Below are 19,448 nucleotides of genomic sequence, written 5' to 3'. Positions count from 1 at the left end.
TTACTGTGCTGTTTTTACACGGATACGACTTTTGTCTACCATCGTTTCATTTAAAGCTTTCATCGCACGGACTGCTTGTTGCTCATCGTCCATTTCTAAAAAAGCAAAGCCTTTTGACTTACCTGTAATTGTATCTAAAACAAGGTTACAGTTTCCTACTTTGCCAAACTCTTCAAACATTTTACGAATTTGGATTTCAGTGGTGCTACGAGAAAGGTTACGAACTAGAATTTTCATTTAGAGATCTTTTATTTGGTGTGTTTTACTATTTTAACACGAAAAATATCGAAGAGAGGTATATGGCGGAGTAAGAAATGAGGAATACAGATATTTCTATTACCTATATTGAAAAGCGATCACCGAAATAAATGATGTAAAACAGTGACCGCTTTTAGTGGCAAGATGATTTATAACTTAGCTAACGTTTCGTCTTCTTCTTTAATTAAGTTTTCTTTCTCTTTTTGTGCTTTTTCACTGAGGTGAGCTTGTGGTTTTTCTTTGTGCTTAATGACTTGACGCTCTAGACGGTCAAAGGCTTCGTTGAATGCATCGATTAGCTCGTTAGCTTCACCAGTAGCGTCGATTTTACCTAGGTTAGACTTAGTTGCGATTTCAACAGTAAACTTACGGCCTTCCTCAAGTTTCATAAATACATCTTTGCTTTGGAAAGTAATTTTGAATTTATCAAACTTAAAGAATGCTTCTTTAATATGTTGTTCTAGGTAGTCTGGAAGTTCAAAACCGCGTGCTGTAATTTTAATGCTCATAATAAGTTACTCATAATGTGTTGGAGTTTATGCTTAATAAGACTAGTCTAAAAATGATTATCTAACGTGATCTATGTCACATTAATTACCATAAGAGGATTTGTTAAAAAGAGGAAGGTCTTGATTGCTTAATAAGCAATTTATAGTGATGGTAATAATGAAAAATAAAGTATTTATCGAATAAGAATGAAAAAAACACTATTTATTAAAATTAAATAATAAATAGTGTTAATGAAATGTAATTTTTATGTTTTTTACTAAAAAAGTAATCTTTGATTGAAAAGTGAAAAACTAAAAAAAAGTGAGATTTTTATTTGTTAATACAAGAGCAATCATAGCTAAATTATGTTTAAGCGTGTGTGTCAATAACGTTTGGTTGTTTCTCTTTATCTATCTCAGTCGTTTTATTTAAGCCTAAAATACGAGAAGTAATAGTTCCTGCCGTCATTGAGCCACTAACATTTACTGCAGTTCTTCCCATATCAATTAAAGGCTCAATCGAAATTAACAAGCCTGCAAGTGCAACGGGCATACCTAATGTTGAAAGAACGATAAGAGCGGCAAATGTCGCACCACCTCCAATACCTGCAATACCAAAAGAGCTGACGGTTACAATGGCAATAAGGGAAATCATAAAGCTGGGATCTAATGGATTAATGCCCACTGTCGGCGCAATCATTACGGCAAGCATAGCTGGATATAACCCCGCACAGCCATTTTGTCCCATCGTAGCGCCAAAGGAAGCAGAGAAGTTAGCAACCGCATCGCCATTGCCAAGCGATTTTACTTGAGTATCAATGTTTAACGGAATTGTGCCTGCACTTGAACGCGAGGTAAAAGCAAACGTTAGTACGGGTAAAATCTTCTTGAAAAAGCGCAGAGGATTGACCCCAACAAAGCTAACGAGTACTAAATGTAATACCAGAATTGACCCAAGGCCAATATACGATGCGATAACAAAATTCAATAAACCTAGAATATCGTCGTAGTTAGAGCCAGCAACCACTTTCGTCATTAATGCCATCACACCATAAGGTGTTAAGCTCAGCACCATACGTACGAGTGTACGAACAATTTCTTGGGCAACATTAACAAACTTTTCAAAGCTAGCGCCTAACTCTGGGTTTGTTTTAATTACCGTTAATCCCGCCATGCCAACAAATGCAGAGAAAATCACAACGGCAATCGTAGAAGTAGGACGCGTACCCGCTAAATCAGCAAAAGGATTAGAAGGGAAAAATGAAATTATCATGTCTGCAAACGACACATTCGCAATACTGCCCAAGCGTGTTTGTAATGCTTCGCCACGGGCAATTTCACGCGCACCTTCAACAATACCATCAGCTGTCAAACCAAATAGGTTAGTGATCATTATGCCGATTAAAGCAGAGATTGCTGTTGTTGCTAATAAAATACCTATGGTGAGAAATGATATTTTACCCAGCGCACTTGAATCCTTAACCTTAATAATTGCGCCAATGATAGAAACCATAATGAGTGGCATAACAATCATTTTTAACAGGCTGATATACCCAGCCCCAACAATATTAATGTACTCAAGGGTGTCACTAACGACAGGAGTTTGTGGGTGATATAACCACTGTAGAGCAGCGCCAAATAAGACACCGAGAATTAATCCGGTAAAAACGCGTTTTGACAGGGTGCTATCGGTACGTTGCTGCTTAATCAACAAGGCGATCAGTACCGTAAAGACGGCTAAATTTATAATTTGGTACATACTGCTAACCTTTAAATTATCAATATAATAAAAACGAGAAAGCAATTATTTGCAGTTAAATAAACTGATGCTTGTAAAATTTAGAAATTAAAATGTTAAGCAATTATTGTTTCTCATTGGAGGGGAATCATAGTGGCTAACGCTTTTTTCAGATACATTTTTTATGACGTTTTTTAGCTTAATTGTTTTATATATATAGCTTTTGGTTATATGCGTTTGTGATAATACGTTGAGGACTACTCAGAAAAGTAAAGAAAAGTAAGTGATGTAGGCAAAAAAAAGCCCAGTAATGATTTACTGGGCGATAAGGGCATTTTATATGGTTTTAGCCAGCAACTGTTAACGCATCTGCACTATCATGATTGTTTCCATCCGTGCTTTGTTCTTTATGGTTAGCAAGAAATGTACGCAATTGTTGCCATAAACTCCCTAGTTTTTCATGCCAATAACGTTCAGTTTGGTTTAAAAACTGCGAGCTTGGCGCGTAGCGTATCCAAGGTTGTTTAATTTTGTTCGTCGCTAAAAAGTTAGTCGGTGCTGGAATTGGATACAGTCCAGCTTGATGAAATTCATACAAGGCTCGCGGCATATGGCTGGCTGAAGTAACAAGTACTAAGCTTTTATCACCAACAACAGAAGCAGCTTGATGCGCTTCTTCCCAGGTATCTTTCGCTGTTTCCAACAACAGAATATCCGATTTACTCACTCCCAATGCTAGGGCGACTTTAGCCATCATACGAGCTTGACTGATATTGGTTCCACCACCGTAACCGGAGAGGATTATTTTAGATCCCGGATACATTCGCGCAATACGAATACCTTCAACTAAACGCATTAACGCAGTACGTGAAAGTTCTGAGGTGATAGGAAACGTTTTATCGATCACATGACCACTACCAAGCACCATAACAAAATCGATAGGTTTAGATGAACCGACAAAAGCGGGATATTGTTGCTCTAATGGTCGCAATAAACTCGTAGAAACAGGCTGAAAAGAGACGGCAAAAATACCTAAAAAAGAGAATGCAATAATTCCCGAAGCGAGTTTTTTCTTACGCGTAAACCATAAAAACAATAATCCAATAACCCCAATGATCAGCAGTGCTGGGAGGGGCATAAGGAGTGTTGCGATTAATTTTTTTAATTCAAACATGAAATGTAGTCCGAAATTTCAGCAGTTGAGCTTGAAAAAGCATCACAAGCCTTTATTCCTTTACTGCTTGTGAGAAAATGAGTCACTTTTTAGATTCGCTATCATAACGTAAAGCAGCCGTGATCAAAGACCGAAATTTTGATGATTTAGCGCAAAAGTTCGCTGAAAACATATATGGCACAGCAAAAGGGCAAATACGACAAACTGTCGTATGGCAAGATATTGAACAAATTCTTACCTCGCTTAGCAGTGTATCACCTCTTACTGTATTAGATGCAGGGGGAGGTATTGGACAATTGTCACAAAAAATTGCATCACTTGGACATCAAGTAACGTTATGTGATCTTTCTAGCGAAATGTTGACATTAGCTCAACAAGAAATTGCTAAAAACGGTTTGCTTGAGCAATATCGTTTTGTGCATTGTCCTGTGCAGGAAATTGATGAGTTCATATCTGAACCTGTCGATTTAATTTTATTTCATGCAGTAATGGAATGGTTAGCTGAACCAATCGAGGTACTTACTGGTCTATTAGACAATGTGAAACCAGGCGGTGCCATTTCCGTGATGTTTTATAACTATAACGGTCTACTGTTTAAAAACTTAATTTGCGGTAACTTGACTCATATTGAGCAAGGAATGCCACATCGCAAGCGCTTTAAATTACAGCCGCAGCAAGGGATAAAACCAGAAGATGTTTATCAGTGCCTTACCGATGCAGGGTTTGAAATCATGGGTAAAACAGGGGTGAGAACCTTCCATGATTATATGCAAACTTTCCGTGTAGGTGACTACAGTTTTGAACAGGTTCTTGAGATGGAGCAGAAGCTTTGCCGTCAAGAGCCGTTTTTGTCGTTGGGGCGTTATATTCATGTGTATGCCCGTAAGCCTTTTGCGAAAGAAACGCACACAACAACGACAAACTCTAATAACAGCAATAAGGACAAGGGATGAGTGAAGTTACCCAGACGGTTCCCGAGTTGGTTAACTGGGTAAAGCAAAACGATTTTGCTTTAAACCTACCAACGGAACGGCTGGCGTTCTTGTTAGCCATTGCCGTTTTAAGCGGTGATCGCTTTGATGAAGAATTAGGGGAAGGAGAACTGGTTGACGCATTTCGCATCGTAAGTGATATGTTCGGCCAATCCAAAGAAACCCTGGCATTTCGCGCCAACAACGCCATTAATGAATTGGTAAGACAGCGATTAATTTCACGCTTTACTAGTGAAGTAACTGATGGCGCTAGTATTTATCGTTTAAGCCCATTAGCGTTAGGCATTACTGATTATTACGTTCGCCAACGAGAGTTTTCAACACTCAAGCTATCTATCCAGTTAGCAATGGTGGCAGACGAAATCAATAAAGCAGCAACGGCGGCACAAGAAGACGGTGATGAAAAACACTGGCGTCAAAATGTTCATGCCGTATTGAAATACTCAGTAGCTGAAATATTCGATCGCATCGATTTAAACCAGCGCACCATGGATGAGCAACAGCAGCAAGTCAAAGTCGATATTGCTGAATTGCTAAACCAAGACTGGCGCGCGGCAATCAGTAGTTGTGAGCAGTTACTTGATGAAACGTCTGCGACGTTAAAAGAGCTTCAAGACACACTACAAGCGGCAGGCGATCAGCTACAAACGCAGTTACTGACGATTCAAGAATCCACACAAGGTCGTGATGATTTAGATTATGTTGATGGGATGGTGTATATCCTTCAAGCAAAACTGGATCGCATTATCAGTTGGGGTCAGCAAGCGATTGATTTATGGATTGGCTACGATCGCCATGTCCATAAGTTTATTCGTACCGCGATAGACATGGACAAGAACCGTGCATTTAGTCAGCGTTTACGCCAGTCGGTTACTGATTATTTTGATGCGCCATGGTTATTGACCTATGCAGATGCTGAACGTTTATTAGACATGCGTGATGAAGCATTAGTGCTTCGTGACGATGAAGTAACAGGTATTGTTCCCGCTGAGATGGAATTTGAAGAGCTCGACTTAGTTAATGATATATTGGCAGAAAAAGTTGCAGCAATGCTAAAAGCGCACAAATCGACAGGCGCACCCATCAACCTAAGCTCACTGCTCAAAGATTATTTGGCTCAACACCCATTTGCCCAGCATTTTGATTTGGCAAGAATCGTGATTGATCAAGCAGTAAGAATGGGATACTCAGAGGCTGATTTCAATGCAATTCAGCCTGATTGGGAAGCAATTAACGAATACGGAGCCAAGGTACAAGCTCATGTCATTGACAAATATTGAAGAATTCATGCCGGAAAATTTAGCAAAAGCGATTGCTAATCCACTTTTCCCCGCACTGGATAACGCGCTCCGTTCAGGTCGCCATATTTCTAGTGAAGATTTAGATAACCATGCCTTTTTGATCGAATTTGAACAAGAGCTCGGCATGTTTTACAAGCGTTACAATGCAGAATTAGTCCGTGCGCCAGAAGGCTTTTTATACCTTCGTCCACGTTCAACCTCATTGATTGGTCGTTCTGTATTATCAGAAATCGACATGCTGGTGGGTAAAGTGTTGTGTTTCCTTTACCTAAGCCCAGAGCGTTTAGCGCACGAAGGTATTTTTACTAACCAAGAGTTGTTTGATGAGTTAGTGACATTAGCAGATGAACAAAAGCTAATGAAATTAGTCACTAACCGAGCAACAGGTTCCGATCTTGATCGTGAAAAACTGTTCGATAAAGTGAAAACATCATTGCGTCGTTTACGCCGTATAGGGATGTTAATTCCAATTGGTGATCATGGTAAATTCCGTATTAGTGAAGCGGTATTCCGTTTTGGTGCCGATGTACGAACAGGTGATGATATGCGTGAAGCGCAGCTACGCTTGATCCGTGACGGTGAAGCCGTTGTGCATCATCAAGAACCAAGCCAATCAAGTTTGCTCGACGATATCGAACAAGACAGTCAAGAATCACTTGAAAATGCAGATGCACAACAAGTGGAACAGGAGAGTAGTATTTAATGGAACGCGGTAAGTATCAATCGCTCACCATGGTCAACTGGAACGGCTTCTTTGCACGTACCTTTGACATTGATAATTTGGTGACAACGCTTTCAGGTGGTAACGGTGCGGGTAAGTCAACAACCATGGCTGCTTTCATTACCACACTCATTCCTGATCAAAGCCTGCTTCACTTCCGAAATACAACGGAAGCGGGAAGTTCAAATGCCTCACGCGATAAAGGTCTTCACGGTAAACTGAAGCCGGGGGCCTGTTATGCAGCGCTTGATGTGGTTAACTCGAAAAAGCAACGCATTATCTTTGCTGTAAAATTACAGCAAGTCGCGGGTCGTGATAAGAAAGTTGATATTAAGCCTTTCTTAATTCAAGGCTTGCCTTCAAACATCAAACCCACTGATGTGTTAATTGAAACACTATCAGAAAACCAAGCGCGTGTTCGCCAGCTTAATGATGTTAAAGACATTGTTGCACAATATGAAGGCGTGCAATTTAAAGCATTTAACTCGGTAACTGATTACCACGTTCAAATGTTTGAAATGGGCGTGTTACCGAAGAAATTACGTAACAGCCAAGATCGTTCTAAGTTCTACCGCTTAATTGAAGCATCACTATACGGTGGTATTTCAAGTGCGATCACACGTTCATTACGTGATTACCTATTACCGCACAACACCGGTGTTAAAAAAGCCTTCCAAGATATGGAAGCGGCACTGCGTGAAAACCGTTCGACATTAGAAGCGATCAAACTGACTCAGCGTGACCGTGACTTGTTTAAGCATTTGATCTCAGAAGCAACGAACTATGTTGCTGCCGATTATATGCGTCATGCTAACGAGCGTCAGAAGAAGCTAGAGCAAACATTAAGCTTACGTGGTGAGCTAATGGGCTCACGTCAAACCTTAATCGATCAGCAGTCTACGTTTAATAACATGACCGCAGAGCTGAATGAATTGACCGAGCAAGAAGGCGCGTTAGAGCAAGATCATCAAGCTGCATCAGATCACCTACAGCTAGTACAAACCGCAGTCCGTCAAGCTGAGAAAATCGAGCGTTACAAAGAAGATCTTGAAGAGCTAACAGAGCGTCTTGAAGAGCAGGTCATGGTGGTTGAAGAAGCAGCAGAGCAACTTGCGATTGCCGAAGAACAATCACAGCTAACGGAAGAAGAAGTTGATAGCTTAAAAACCCAGTTAGCCGATTACCAGCAAGCATTAGATATGCAGCAAACCCGTGCATTGCAGTACCAACAAGCGGTACAGGCATTAGAAAAAGCACGTGATTTGTCTGGCGATCATCAAATGCTACCTGATCAAGCGCCACCGTATCTTGCGCAACTTAAACAACAGCAAGATACCCAAACAACAGCATTATTAGCCCTTAAACACAAACTGGATATGTCGTCAGCGGCGGCGCAACAGTTTGATAAAGGCTTAGCGATCATTACCACCATTGCCGGTGCCGTTGATCGCGCAAACGCAAGTAACAAAGCCCGTGAATTGATTGATCATGGTCGTCAATTACGTGCGATTTCAGATCGTGGTGAGCAGCTAAAAGCGCAATACCGTGATTTAGAGCGTAGCGTGCGTAGTCAACGCCAAGCGGTTGAATTAGCTGAAACGTATACCAAGAAATTCGCCACCACATTAGATAGCGAATTAGCGTTAGTTGAAGAACAAGCGCGCCATGAAGCAACGCTTGAAAGCCTAGAGCAAGATCAAGCAGCGCTGGTTGAGCAACGCAACGACATGCGCCATGACGAGCAACGTTTAGTTTCTCGTATTACCGCATTAGAATCGCAAGCTCCAACATGGATTGCAGCTTCTGATGCGCTTGAAAAATTAGCAGAGCAAGCCAATGCTGATCTTTCAAGTAGCCAAGCGGTGATGGATGCAATGCAGCTAACGTTGGATAACGAGCGTGAAGCTTCGCGTCAACGTGATGAATTAGCCGCACGTAAGAAGCAACTTGACGCTGATATTGAGCGTTTAGCACAGCCTGGCGGTAGTGATGACTCACGTTTACGTGGCCTAGCCGATACCCTTGGCGGTACGCTGTTATCTGAAGTTTATGATGATATCACTATTGATGATGCGCCATATTTCAGTGCGATGTACGGCCCTGCTCGACACGCGATTATTGTTCCTGATCTTAGCGGCATTAAAGAAAAATTAGTCACACTAGATGATTGTCCAGATGATCTTTACATCATCGAAGGTGACGCGGATTCATTTGATGACAGTGGCTTTGATGTTGATGAACTCGAAGATGCAGTGTGTGTTCATTTAAACGATCGCCAACTGCGTTACTCACGTTTCCCTGAAATGCCACTATTTGGTCGTGCAGCACGTGAACAACGTCTAGAGTTCTTACGTGATGAGAAAGATCAAGTAGTAGAAGATCACGCAAAAGCATCGTTTGATTCGCAAAAACTTCAGCGTTTGTACCAAAGCTTCAATAGCTTTGTAGCCACCCACATGTCTGTGGCATTTAACCCAGATCCAGAAGTAGAATTAAAGCAAGCACGTGATCAACGTAACCAAATTGCACGTCAGCTATCTGAATCACAAGCGCAAGAACAACAACAGCGTAGCCAGTTAGCGGCAGCACGTGAAGGTCTTGCATTATTGGGTAAATTAAACCCAGTAGTAACACTGCTTGAAGATGACACCCTAAGCGCACGTTTTGAAGAAGTTGAACAACAACTTTCACAAATGGATGAAGCACGTAACTACCTTGACCGTCATGGTAAAGCGTTAGCCGAGCTTGAAACATTAGTGTCTTCGCTGGACGCTGATCCCGAGCAATTCGATGCGCTACAAGCTGATTACGAAGCGGCAGATAAGAAGCTACAAGAGCTGAAAACCCTGATCTTTGCGGTCGCTGATTTAGCTGAACGTCGTCACTACTTTAGCTATGCCGATGCGGTAGAGCTACTAAGCAAGAGCTCAGAGTTAAACGAGCAGCTTAAAGCGAAACTTGCAACCGCAGAACAAGCCCGTGGTCGCAGCCGTGAAAGCTTAAAACAAGCGCGCGCACAAGCAAACCAGTACAACCAGTTAATGGCGTCACTGAAGAGCTCGCACCAAGCGAAAATGGAAACCGTTCAAGAATTTGAACGTGAACTGCAAGAGCTAGGTGTACGTGCAGATGTTGAAGCTGAAGAACGCGCGCGTATTCGTCGTGATGAACTCAATGAGCGTTTACACAGTTCACGTAGTCGCCGTAGCCAGTTAGAAAAATCAACCACCTCTATCGAACTTGAAATGAAGTCGTTAGTGAAGCGTTTACGTAAAGTGGGTAAAGATTACCAAGACTTCCGTAAGTTAGTGGTTAACGCGAAAGCGGGTTGGTGCGCGGTATTACGTTTAGCACGTGAAAGCGATGTTGAACGTCGTTTACACCGTCGTGAAATGGCATATATGTCGGCAGATGAACTACGTTCACTATCGGATAAAGCGCTCGGTTCACTGCGTCTTGCGGTTGCAGATAACGAAGATTTACGTGATGCATTACGCGCGTCAGAAGATGTGACGCGTCCTGAACGTAAAGTTCTGTTCTACATCGCGGTGTACCAGCATCTACGTGAGCGTATTCGTCACGATATTATTCGTACTGACGATCCAGTAGAAGCCATCGAAGAAATGGAAGCAGAGCTGGGACGTTTAACCGAAGAGCTAACGGCGCGTGAACAACGTTTAGCGATCAGTTCAGATTCCGTTGCGAATATTATTCGTAAAACAATCCAGCGTGAGCAAAACCGTATTCGTATGCTAAACCAAGGCTTGCAAAGTATTGGTTTTGGTCAGGTAAATGGTGTGCGTCTAAACGTTAAAGTACGTGATACGCACGAATCGCTACTTGCAGGACTTGTTGAGAATAAAGATCAGCATAGCGATCTATTCGGTAATAACCGTTTATCATTCTCGGAAGCGATTGCGAAGTTGTTCCAACGTTTGAATCCACATATCGATATGGGTCAACGTTCACCGCAAATCTTGGGTGAAGAGCTGTTAGATTACCGTAACTACCTAGAGTTAAGCATTGAAGTTAACCGTGGTACAGACGGCTGGCTACAAGCGGAATCAGGCGCGCTATCTACGGGTGAAGCGATTGGTACAGGTCAGGCAATTCTGTTAATGGTTGTTCAGAGCTGGGAAGAAGAATCGCGACGTTTACGTGGTAAAGATATCATTCCTTGTCGACTCTTGTTCTTGGATGAAGCGGCACGACTTGATGGTAAATCAATCGCAACATTGTTTGAGTTATGTGAACGCTTAGACATGCAGTTACTGATTGCGGCACCTGAAAATATCAGTCCGGAAAAAGGGACAACCTACAAACTAGTACGTAAGATTTTCAAAGATCGTGAACACGTACACGTGGTAGGTTTACGTGGCTTTGGTAATACACCAAAACATGAAAAACCAATCCAAACAGTCTTAGATATCGACACGATAGACTAACTTTTCGTTAAATATCGCAAAAAAGGTCAGCAGAAGTGCTGGCCTTTTTTTATATCTAAAACAAAAGGTTAGATAAAAAACAAGGTTGTAAAAGATAAGAAAAAAATGTGATCGAATTGGCTTTTTAACAAGCTTGAAAATTAAATGTAAAAGCATTGTCTATAATTCACTTTAAGCACTGGAAAAGCCTATTAAGAATAATAAGGCTTACTAATAAGTGAGAGAGCAATAATGTTAAGTGAAGAAATGGATGATAAAGAGAGAGGCCGTTATGAATGGCGAACATTTCTCTTTATCATTGTTTTACTGTTTCCTATTTTATCTGTCATTTTTGTGGGCGGGTATGGTTTTTTTATTTGGGCGATGCAAGTGTTTTTCCTCGGGCCTCCGGGTCATGGTTAGGCACACGTCAATATTGAATAAAAAACGGTAGGTAAATAATGAAGTCGTCCTTAAAAAAAGCTTGGGTAACCCTGTGGCGCCCAGCAACAAAAATAAGCCTTGGCGTACTCGCATTAGGTGGTTTTATCGCGGGGGTTATATTTTGGGGGGGATTTAATACTGCCCTTGATATGACCAACACAGAAAAATTTTGTATCAGTTGTCATTCGATGAGAGACACCGTATATCCTGAATTAAAAGGCACCGTTCATTGGTCGAATAATTCAGGGGTTAGGGCAACCTGTCCTGATTGCCATGTTCCGCATAATTGGTCGGATAAAATCGCTCGAAAAATGCAGGCGAGTAAAGAAGTCTTTGGCGCCATTGTTGGCTCCATTGATACACCTGCAAAGTTTGAGGCAAAAAGGCTGGAATTAGCCCAACACGAATGGAAACGGTTTGCAGCGAACGGTTCGCTAGAATGTAAGAGTTGCCACAGTTATGCCAGCATGAAATGGGATGAAATGTCACCTCGGGCGCAGGCACAAATGAAACAAGCTGCGGTTAAAGATCAAAGTTGTATAGACTGCCACAAAGGTATAGCCCATCACTTACCAGCGGATATGGCCTCGTCTGGTGGGATTGTCTCTGAATTGACTGCGGCATCACATAGTACCGATTATTCAGACGGTGATACCTACTACAGCGTGCAATTTTTGCCTCTTTACGAAGATGAAGCCAAAACCAAAGACGGGGGTTCTTTAGAGCCTGCATCGGCAGTGAAAGTGTTGGCCATTAAAGACGACATGCTGCAAATTGAACTGAACGGTTGGCGAAAAGTAAAAGGTTTTGGTCGGGTGATTAATCAAGATTTCGGAATGAATATACCGACAGCCGCCTTAAGTAAAAATGCTGCGCAAAGTGCGGATATTGTAAAAGGTTTCGAGAAAAAAGAAGATGACGTCACAGGCCTAGAATGGCAACAAGTAACCGCAACATTATGGGTTGAGAAAAAGAACTTTGTTAGTGATGTCAGTACTATTTGGAGTGCCGCAAAATCGGCCTACAACACCAACTGTAGCGTATGTCATACCCAGCCAGCAGAAAACCATTTTGACGCAAATACTTGGCCTGGCATGTTTAACGGTATGCTTGCATTTGTGAATTTTGATACAGATAGCGAAGCTATTGTTTTGAAATATTTACAAAACCATTCGTCAGACTTTTCTAAAGCTGAACATTAATCAAACTAAAGGTTGCTAAACATACATTATGTTCAGCAGCCTTTTTACGTTTTAATCGTGAGGAATTTTTTTATGTCACTGAGTAGACGTAAATTTTTGCAAGGCTTAGCAACTACGAGTGCCGCTTCTGTTATTGGTCCTGGATTGCTGATGCAAGCGGCTAAAGCTGCTGAAGAAGTCACAAAATCAACAGAGCCGCCCGGTATTTGGAAAGTGACAGGTTCACACTGGGGAGCATTCAGAGCGCGTATTTATAACGGTCAAGTTGCAGAAATTAAACCCTTTGAATTAGATAAGCATCCAACTGATATGCTAAACGGGATTAAAGGGTTAATTTATAGTCCTTCAAGAATTCGTTATCCCATGGTGCGGTTAGACTGGCTTAAGAAAAACAAATACAGTGGTGAAACACGAGGTAACAATCGCTTTATTCGAGTAACGTGGGATGAAGCGTTAGATCTCTTCTACCAAGAATTACAACGTATCCAAAAAGATTATGGTCCTTGGGCACTGCATGCGGGGCAAACAGGCTGGCGTGAAACCGGACAGTTCCAAAGCTGTACCTCACACATGCAACGTGCGGTGGGGATGCATGGCAACTTTATTAAAAAAGTGGGGGACTATTCCACAGGGGCAGGACAAGTTATTTTGCCTTACGTGTTAGGTTCAACCGAGGTTTATGCCCAAGCCACCACATGGACAACCATTTTAAAAGATACCAAAACCTTAATTTGGTGGTCTAACGATCCGATCAAAAATAGCCAGATTGGTTGGCAGTGTGAAACGCACGGCTCTTATGGTTATTACGCCCAATTAAAAGACAAAGTCGCGAAGGGCGAGATCACCATGATATCCGTCGATCCTGTGGTGTCGAAAAGCCAAAAATATTTCGGTTGTGAACACCAATACGTGAACCCCCAAACCGATGTTCCTTTCATGTTAGGTATTGCCCATACCTTATACAAAGAGAACCTTTACGATAAACAATTTTTAGAAACGTATACCTTAGGGTTTAACGAATTTTTGCCGTACTTACTTGGTACTGGCAAAGATAAAATCGAGAAAACCCCAGAATGGGCAGAAAAAATTTGTGGTGTTAAAGCCGACGACATTCGTAAATTTGCTCGTCGATTAGTGAAAGATCGCACCATGATAATGTTTGGCTGGGCAGTACAGCGCCAGCAACATGGTGAACAGCCGTATTGGATGGGAGCCGTGTTGGCATCCATGCTTGGGCAAATAGGCTTACCCGGTGGTGGGGTGTCTTATTCTCATTTCTATAGTGGTGTTGGGCTGCCATTTAGTACCGCAGCAGGGCCAGGTGGTTTTCCACGAAATGTCGATGAAGGGCAAGTGCCAGTTTGGAATAACAATGATTTCAAAGGTTATAGTTCAGTTATTCCTGTTGCTCGTTGGATTGATTCGATTATGGAACCGGGGAAAAAGATCAAATTTAACGGCGGTAACGTCGTATTACCCGATATTAAAATGATGGTGTTTAGTGGCTGTAATCCATGGAATCACCATCAACAACGTAACCGAATGAAAGAAGCGTTTAGAAAGCTACAAACCGTCGTCAATATTGATTACACATGGACGCCAACGTGTCGTTTCTCTGATATCGTATTACCGGCATGTACGCAGTTTGAACGTAATGATCTCGACCAATACGGCACGTATTCTACCTCTGGTGTATTGGCGATGCATAAATTGATAGATCCCTTATACCAATCAAAAACAGATTTTCAGATCTTCACCGAACTCACCGAACGATTTGGGAAAAGTAAGCAATATACTCGCGGCATGACAGAAATGCAGTGGATACATCAGCTGTATAATGATTGTCGTGAGGCAAACAAAAATAGTAACCCAATGCCAGAATTTAACGAATTTTGGAAAAATGGCATCGTCGAATTTAAAACCGACCAAACCTACGTAAGCCACGAAGCGTTCAGAAAAGATCCTGAAATCAATTCACTGGGTACACCGTCAGGGTTCATTGAAATTTATAGTCGAAAAATAGCGCGCTATAACTATGAACATTGCCAAGGCCACCCAATGTGGTTTGAAAAAGAAGAGCGTTCACATGGTGGGCCGAAATCGAAGCAATTTCCATTTTGGCTGCAATCTTGCCATCCCAATAAACGTTTACACTCACAAATGTGTGATTCGGAAAAATACCGTAATACCTATGCAGTAAAAGATCATGAGCCCGTTTATATTAATCCCGATGATGCTAAGAAAAAAGGCATTAAAGACGGTGATATTGTTCGAGTCTTTAATGATCGCGGGCAATTATTAGCAGGGGCGGTATTATCGGAAGATTACCCAACAGGCGTAATAAGAATTTACGAAGGGGCATGGTTTGGGCCGTTGAATAACGACATTGGTGCGATTGATACTTATGGCGATCCTAATACCGTTACCATTGATATTCCAACCTCACAGTTAGCGCAAGCAACCAGTGCCAATACCGTTGTTGTTGATATTGAAAAATTCACTGGCGAAGTGCCACCTGTGACGTCATTCAGTGGGCCTATTTATGTGACTTAAGGCTTAATAACAGCAGCAGTAAATCAACCATTGCTGTGACATCAAGCAAACAATAAAGAGCCAGTAACAGGGCTCTTTATTTTTTTTTAGATATAATAAAATAAACAAAAGCAGTAAAAGACAGTGAGTCGAGATTGGATAGTTCAGAATACCCAGAGCAAGATGAGTTTTCAGGTGTAAAGAAAGCCAAAGCGCCCGTATATGGGGTGGGAGACAGCACCTTACAAGCGGCGGGAGGTGAGCAAGGTGTAAAACAATTAGTGGATGCCTTTTATCACTATATGGATACCTTGCCCGTTGCTGCTACAGTACGTGCTATGCATCACCCTGATTTAACGGAATCTAAAGCGAAACTCACCACATTTTTAGTCGGCTGGATGGGTGGCCCTTCTCGTTACGCAGAAATGTATGGTTCGATCAATATACCGGGCGCACACCGTCATTTAGATATTGGTTTAGCAGAAAAAGATGCTTGGCTATTGTGTATGCAAAAAGCGTTAGACGACCAACCTTATGAAGAAACCTTCAAACGTTACATCATGGTACAGCTTTCCTTCCCCGCCGAAATGTGCCGTAACAGAAAGTAATCATTGAGCAATCATTTTCGATATCGGCAACCTATTCCAAGTTGGAATAGGTTGTCGTCTTGTTTTTCTCTATTGTATTTTTATTCATAACGTTAATATCACGATATTAAAGAATAACTTACAATGTGAGTTGCAATGGAATTAACGTTAGAGATCTTCGTACTACTGTTTTTTGTCGCAGGATTAGCCGGCTTTATTGATGCCATTGCTGGTGGCGGTGGGTTATTAACCGTTCCTGCCTTATTGTCGGTGGGTATTCCGCCAGCACAAGTACTTGCTACCAATAAATTACAAAGCTCATTTGGTAGCTTTTCAGCCTCACTGTATTTTGTCCGTAATGGATTAGTGAAACTTAAAGACATGCGCCTAGCTATAGCCTGTACCTTTACAGGCTCAGCGATTGGCGCGTTGTTGGTTCAACATATTGATGCAGGTACATTAACCAGTCTTATTCCTCTTTTATTAATATTTGTATCACTGTATTTTCTTTTTAGCCCTAATATCGGTAAACCGCAGGGCGATCCAAAACTATCAGAAGCGATGTTTGCTTTTGCTGTGGGTACATCCATAGGTTTTTATGATGGTTTCTTTGGCCCAGGAACCGGCTCTTTATTTACCATTTGTTTCGTTGCGATTGCCAAGTTTGGCTTAGTTGAGGCAACTGCAAGAACCAAAATATTAAACTTCACTTCTAATATCGCTGCGCTTATCTTTTTTATTATCGCGGGGCTACCTCTTTGGAAACTGGGTTTAATTATGGCAGCTGGTGGTTTTATTGGTGCGCGATTAGGAGCGCACATTGTGATTAATAAAGGACAAAAGTTTATTCGTCCAATGGTTATTATCATGTCGATGATTATGGCGATTAAGTTGCTTTGGGATCAACACCCACAATGGTTTCAATTTATTGGTTTCTAAAATTAGTAAATAAAATGCATGCCACACTATACATATATTTAGCGTGGCATATGTGCTACATAAAAGAAGAGATAAGAAAAATGATAGGAATAACAAATAAAAAAAGGCTAAATCATAATAATTAAATATTTTACTCTTTAAGATTCTAAATAAATCCTAGCGTTGTAAGAAATTGTTTTGTTTTTTGCACATAAGATATTAATTTCATTCGAAATGAAGTATATTTGTGCGATTAAGCGATTGATATTTCAACTCTAATGCTGGCAGCGATTCATTATGGATAACAAATTTAAAGTGAGAATAACGCATTCTAGCTTTGCTATATTATTTTCTTTATTATTACTGTTAATTGTTATCGAGTTGTTCTTTTTTAATAACAAAAAGAAACATGATTTATTAATCAACAAAGATACTGCAAATATCAGTCAGACCATTACAACAAAAATTAATGAACAAATTAATAGTATGGTTGTTAGCCTTAAAGCATTAAGTTATTCATTAAATATTCAAAATAGTAAAAATACGAAAGCATTTGATGTAATAGCTAAAAAAGTAATGGCTGATAACGATGTTATTTCAGAACTTCAATATGCGCCTTTAGGTATTATTACCGATATTTATCCTAACCAGACAAAAAATACCGCGATAGGGCACGAACTTAACCACATTAAAGAGCGCAAAAAAGGCGTATTACTTTCCATTGAAAACCGAAGTGTGAGCCTAATTGGCCCCGTTAAGCTTATTCAAAACGGCAAACTGGCGTTTATTCTACGCTTACCCTTATTTAATGAAAAAAAAGAGTTTACAGGGTTTGTAAATGCGATCAGTTACCTTGATACATTTCGAGAAAAACTCGCGCTAAATAAGAGCTATTATAAAATCCTTGGCTTTAACCCAGATGGCCATCGATTAACTATTTTTAATAACATAGAAAAGAGTTGCGAAAAAACCGATAGCTCTTTTACCGTCAAAGTGCCGAATGGTGAGTGGTTGTTCGTTATTCAAAACCAACAAAAAAACTACCAAGACAACAGTCTCTATTTAAGGTGCTTGCTTTACTTTCTCTCTTGCTTGATCTGCATTTATGTCTATAAGCGCGAGATGTACCTGAAACGGAGCCAGAACTCTATCCTTGATATGAATATGATGCTGCAAAAAGCGTCATATACCGATGAGTTAACACATCTACCCAACAGGCGCTTGTTAAATGAAAAACTAGACGCTATTTCAACATTAACCAACAACCAAACCTACAGTATTGCGATATTCGATATCGATAACTTTAAACAGGTTAATGATACTTATGGGCATGATGTTGGTGATGATGTACTGGTTGCGTTTGCCAACATTTGTTTATCGAACTTACGTTCCACCGATATCATTGCGCGTTGGGGCGGTGAAGAGTTTGTGTTGTTAATGGAAAATACCGACAGTCATCATGGCCAAGAAATTTGTACACGTATTCTTCACACCTTGTCACAGCATCGTATTACCTCTGGTGATACTCACTTTTCAGTGACATCGTCTGTCGGGTTATGTGAATTCACCACCCCAGATTTCACAATAACCAGCGTGATGAAGTGTATTGATGAAGCGCTATATGTATCTAAAAAAAAAGGTAAAAACAAAGTCACGCTAGGGCAGTTAAGCGCGAATAAATAGCGTTTTTACTCGCGGGATAGCGATCAGTTATATTGTTTTTGGGATCACAACATCAGTGATAGTCTTAACCAGTTTTTTGACCCTAGGTAGCTTGTAACTATTTTGACGATAAATCAGGTTAATAGGGCGAGTTAAGCCAGATAACGCTTCAAAATCAAAACAGAACCTATCTTCAATCTTTAGCGTGTTCACAATAGACAGAGGCACAAGTGCTGGTGCCATACCTGCCAAGGCTAACTGTGCTGCGGCAGTGTAAGAATCCATCTCCATTAATGGTGCAATCCCTACTTTTTGCAATATTGCTGCTTGAGAATAATTGGCTGGGTTTTTTAAATCATTGACCACTAACGCTTTCGGTAATGCCGTTAAGGGTTGGTTAAATACCACCTTAAAAGGCTCATCGATTAAATGCTCGGCAATAAAACTATAGTTTGCAGGTAGATGTCCCGCACAAAAGCCAATTGAAGCCTTACCAGATTGCACGTTTTCGACAATCACAGGGGTATGGTGAGTGGTAATGGAAATGTATTTATCGTGCTGGAAATATTGCCCCATCGCCTGTGATAAATAACCCGCGACTAAGGTTTCAGAGCAATCAATCGTAATAATGCTTTGATCGTCTAAATTCTGATGTTCAAAAATCAGCCCTCGAATTTCATTAAAACTCGGCCCTACATTGTTAATCAGCGCATGGGCGTCAGGGGTTAGCTTAATTAATCGACCTGCAGGAATGATCAGCTTAGTGCCCAATGTCGCCTCTAACTTGGCTATCCGTTTGCTCACGGCGGATTGGCTGATATACAAACGGCTACCCGTACGGCTCATGGTGCCTTCTTCCGCTAACACTAATAAGGTTTCAATACCTTCGAGTAACATAGTTCATTCCATTGATGAAAGAGAGGAATTGATGATAGAGGATGATGGGGGCTAAGGCTAGATTTTTGCTAAAACGAATGTTTATTAAACAGTTGATGATATGGGTGCAT

15 protein-coding genes are annotated in these 19,448 nt (G+C 41.0%); 10 read left to right on the top strand and 5 right to left on the bottom strand.

All coding sequences use genetic code 11. The features are described 5' to 3' along the window. The 4 genes from C9J46_RS00970 to elyC form a co-directional block, all read right to left on the bottom strand. On the bottom strand, positions 1 to 237 hold the full coding sequence (locus C9J46_RS00970) for an RNA-binding protein (protein ID WP_107290407.1): 237 nt from the start codon (positions 235 to 237) through the stop codon (positions 1 to 3). Positions 238 to 407: 170 nt separating this feature from the next. Further along, positions 408 to 767: a ribosome hibernation-promoting factor, HPF/YfiA family gene (gene hpf / locus C9J46_RS00965; protein ID WP_107205758.1), complete on the bottom strand. Its 360-nt coding sequence runs from the start codon at positions 765 to 767 to the stop codon at positions 408 to 410. A gap of 349 nt (positions 768 to 1,116) precedes the next feature. After that, on the bottom strand, positions 1,117 to 2,505 hold the full coding sequence (locus C9J46_RS00960) for an L-cystine transporter (protein ID WP_107290406.1): 1,389 nt from the start codon (positions 2,503 to 2,505) through the stop codon (positions 1,117 to 1,119). A 325-nt stretch (positions 2,506 to 2,830) separates the two neighbouring features. Beyond that, complete coding sequence (elyC, locus tag C9J46_RS00955) at positions 2,831 to 3,658, bottom strand: envelope biogenesis factor ElyC (protein ID WP_107290405.1); 828 nt, start codon at positions 3,656 to 3,658, stop codon at positions 2,831 to 2,833. Positions 3,659 to 3,777: 119 nt separating this feature from the next. Between elyC and cmoM the strand changes: the two genes are divergently transcribed. The 10 genes from cmoM to C9J46_RS00905 all read left to right on the top strand — a co-directional run bounded on the left by cmoM (position 3,778) and on the right by C9J46_RS00905 (position 18,462). Next, a complete protein-coding gene (gene cmoM, locus C9J46_RS00950) occupies positions 3,778 to 4,611 on the top strand; it encodes a tRNA uridine 5-oxyacetic acid(34) methyltransferase CmoM (protein WP_107205761.1) in 834 nt (277 codons plus the stop codon). Next, complete coding sequence (gene mukF / locus C9J46_RS00945) at positions 4,608 to 5,930, top strand: chromosome partition protein MukF (RefSeq protein WP_107245429.1); 1,323 nt, start codon at positions 4,608 to 4,610, stop codon at positions 5,928 to 5,930. Before cmoM ends, mukF begins: the two co-directional genes overlap by 4 nt. Continuing rightward, positions 5,911 to 6,654: a chromosome partition protein MukE gene (gene mukE / locus C9J46_RS00940; RefSeq protein WP_005367158.1), complete on the top strand. Its 744-nt coding sequence runs from the start codon at positions 5,911 to 5,913 to the stop codon at positions 6,652 to 6,654. The genes mukF and mukE overlap by 20 nt, the downstream gene beginning before the upstream one ends. Beyond that, positions 6,654 to 11,117: a chromosome partition protein MukB gene (gene mukB / locus C9J46_RS00935; RefSeq protein WP_107290404.1), complete on the top strand. Its 4,464-nt coding sequence runs from the start codon at positions 6,654 to 6,656 to the stop codon at positions 11,115 to 11,117. The genes mukE and mukB overlap by 1 nt, the downstream gene beginning before the upstream one ends. A gap of 231 nt (positions 11,118 to 11,348) precedes the next feature. Next, entirely contained in the window at positions 11,349 to 11,519 is a 171-nt protein-coding gene (locus tag C9J46_RS00930; protein WP_107205764.1) for a periplasmic nitrate reductase, NapE protein, read from the top strand. Positions 11,520 to 11,557: 38 nt separating this feature from the next. After that, positions 11,558 to 12,742: a pentaheme c-type cytochrome TorC gene (gene torC, locus C9J46_RS00925; protein WP_107205765.1), complete on the top strand. Its 1,185-nt coding sequence runs from the start codon at positions 11,558 to 11,560 to the stop codon at positions 12,740 to 12,742. Between the two features lie 72 nt (positions 12,743 to 12,814). Then, positions 12,815 to 15,295 (top strand): trimethylamine-N-oxide reductase TorA, encoded by a 2,481-nt coding sequence (gene torA / locus C9J46_RS00920; protein WP_107205766.1) that lies wholly within the window; start codon positions 12,815 to 12,817, stop codon positions 15,293 to 15,295. Between the two features lie 134 nt (positions 15,296 to 15,429). Then, a complete protein-coding gene (locus C9J46_RS00915) occupies positions 15,430 to 15,882 on the top strand; it encodes a group II truncated hemoglobin (protein ID WP_107205767.1) in 453 nt (150 codons plus the stop codon). Between the two features lie 135 nt (positions 15,883 to 16,017). Then, positions 16,018 to 16,800, top strand: a complete 783-nt coding sequence (locus tag C9J46_RS00910) for a TSUP family transporter (protein ID WP_107205768.1) — start codon at positions 16,018 to 16,020, stop codon at positions 16,798 to 16,800. A gap of 276 nt (positions 16,801 to 17,076) precedes the next feature. Next, positions 17,077 to 18,462: a sensor domain-containing diguanylate cyclase gene (locus tag C9J46_RS00905; protein WP_107290403.1), complete on the top strand. Its 1,386-nt coding sequence runs from the start codon at positions 17,077 to 17,079 to the stop codon at positions 18,460 to 18,462. Positions 18,463 to 18,489: 27 nt separating this feature from the next. Here C9J46_RS00905 and C9J46_RS00900 read toward each other — a convergent pair whose 3' ends face one another. Beyond that, positions 18,490 to 19,338 carry a LysR family transcriptional regulator gene (locus tag C9J46_RS00900; RefSeq protein ID WP_107290402.1) on the bottom strand — a complete coding sequence of 283 codons (849 nt, stop codon included), beginning with the start codon at positions 19,336 to 19,338 and terminating at the stop codon, positions 18,490 to 18,492. Between the last annotated feature and the right edge of the window lie 110 nt (positions 19,339 to 19,448).

The organism is Photobacterium sp. GB-36, from assembly GCF_003026135.1.
Lineage (GTDB): Bacteria > Pseudomonadota > Gammaproteobacteria > Enterobacterales > Vibrionaceae > Photobacterium.
Note: the sequence above shows the minus strand (reverse complement) of the source record. Positions and strands in the feature narration are given on the sequence as shown.

Coding starts and splice junctions, on each gene's coding strand:
- C9J46_RS00970 (WP_107290407.1), bottom strand. CDS start 237: ATGAAAATTCTAGTTCGTAACCTTTCTCGTAGCACCACTGAAATCCAA.
- hpf (WP_107205758.1), bottom strand. CDS start 767: ATGAGCATTAAAATTACAGCACGCGGTTTTGAACTTCCAGACTACCTA.
- C9J46_RS00960 (WP_107290406.1), bottom strand. CDS start 2,505: ATGTACCAAATTATAAATTTAGCCGTCTTTACGGTACTGATCGCCTTG.
- elyC (WP_107290405.1), bottom strand. CDS start 3,658: ATGTTTGAATTAAAAAAATTAATCGCAACACTCCTTATGCCCCTCCCA.
- mukF (WP_107245429.1), top strand. CDS start 4,608: ATGAGTGAAGTTACCCAGACGGTTCCCGAGTTGGTTAACTGGGTAAAG.
- mukE (WP_005367158.1), top strand. CDS start 5,911: ATGTCATTGACAAATATTGAAGAATTCATGCCGGAAAATTTAGCAAAA.
- mukB (WP_107290404.1), top strand. CDS start 6,654: ATGGAACGCGGTAAGTATCAATCGCTCACCATGGTCAACTGGAACGGC.
- C9J46_RS00930 (WP_107205764.1), top strand. CDS start 11,349: ATGTTAAGTGAAGAAATGGATGATAAAGAGAGAGGCCGTTATGAATGG.
- torC (WP_107205765.1), top strand. CDS start 11,558: ATGAAGTCGTCCTTAAAAAAAGCTTGGGTAACCCTGTGGCGCCCAGCA.
- torA (WP_107205766.1), top strand. CDS start 12,815: ATGTCACTGAGTAGACGTAAATTTTTGCAAGGCTTAGCAACTACGAGT.
- C9J46_RS00910 (WP_107205768.1), top strand. CDS start 16,018: ATGGAATTAACGTTAGAGATCTTCGTACTACTGTTTTTTGTCGCAGGA.
- C9J46_RS00905 (WP_107290403.1), top strand. CDS start 17,077: ATGGATAACAAATTTAAAGTGAGAATAACGCATTCTAGCTTTGCTATA.
- C9J46_RS00900 (WP_107290402.1), bottom strand. CDS start 19,338: ATGTTACTCGAAGGTATTGAAACCTTATTAGTGTTAGCGGAAGAAGGC.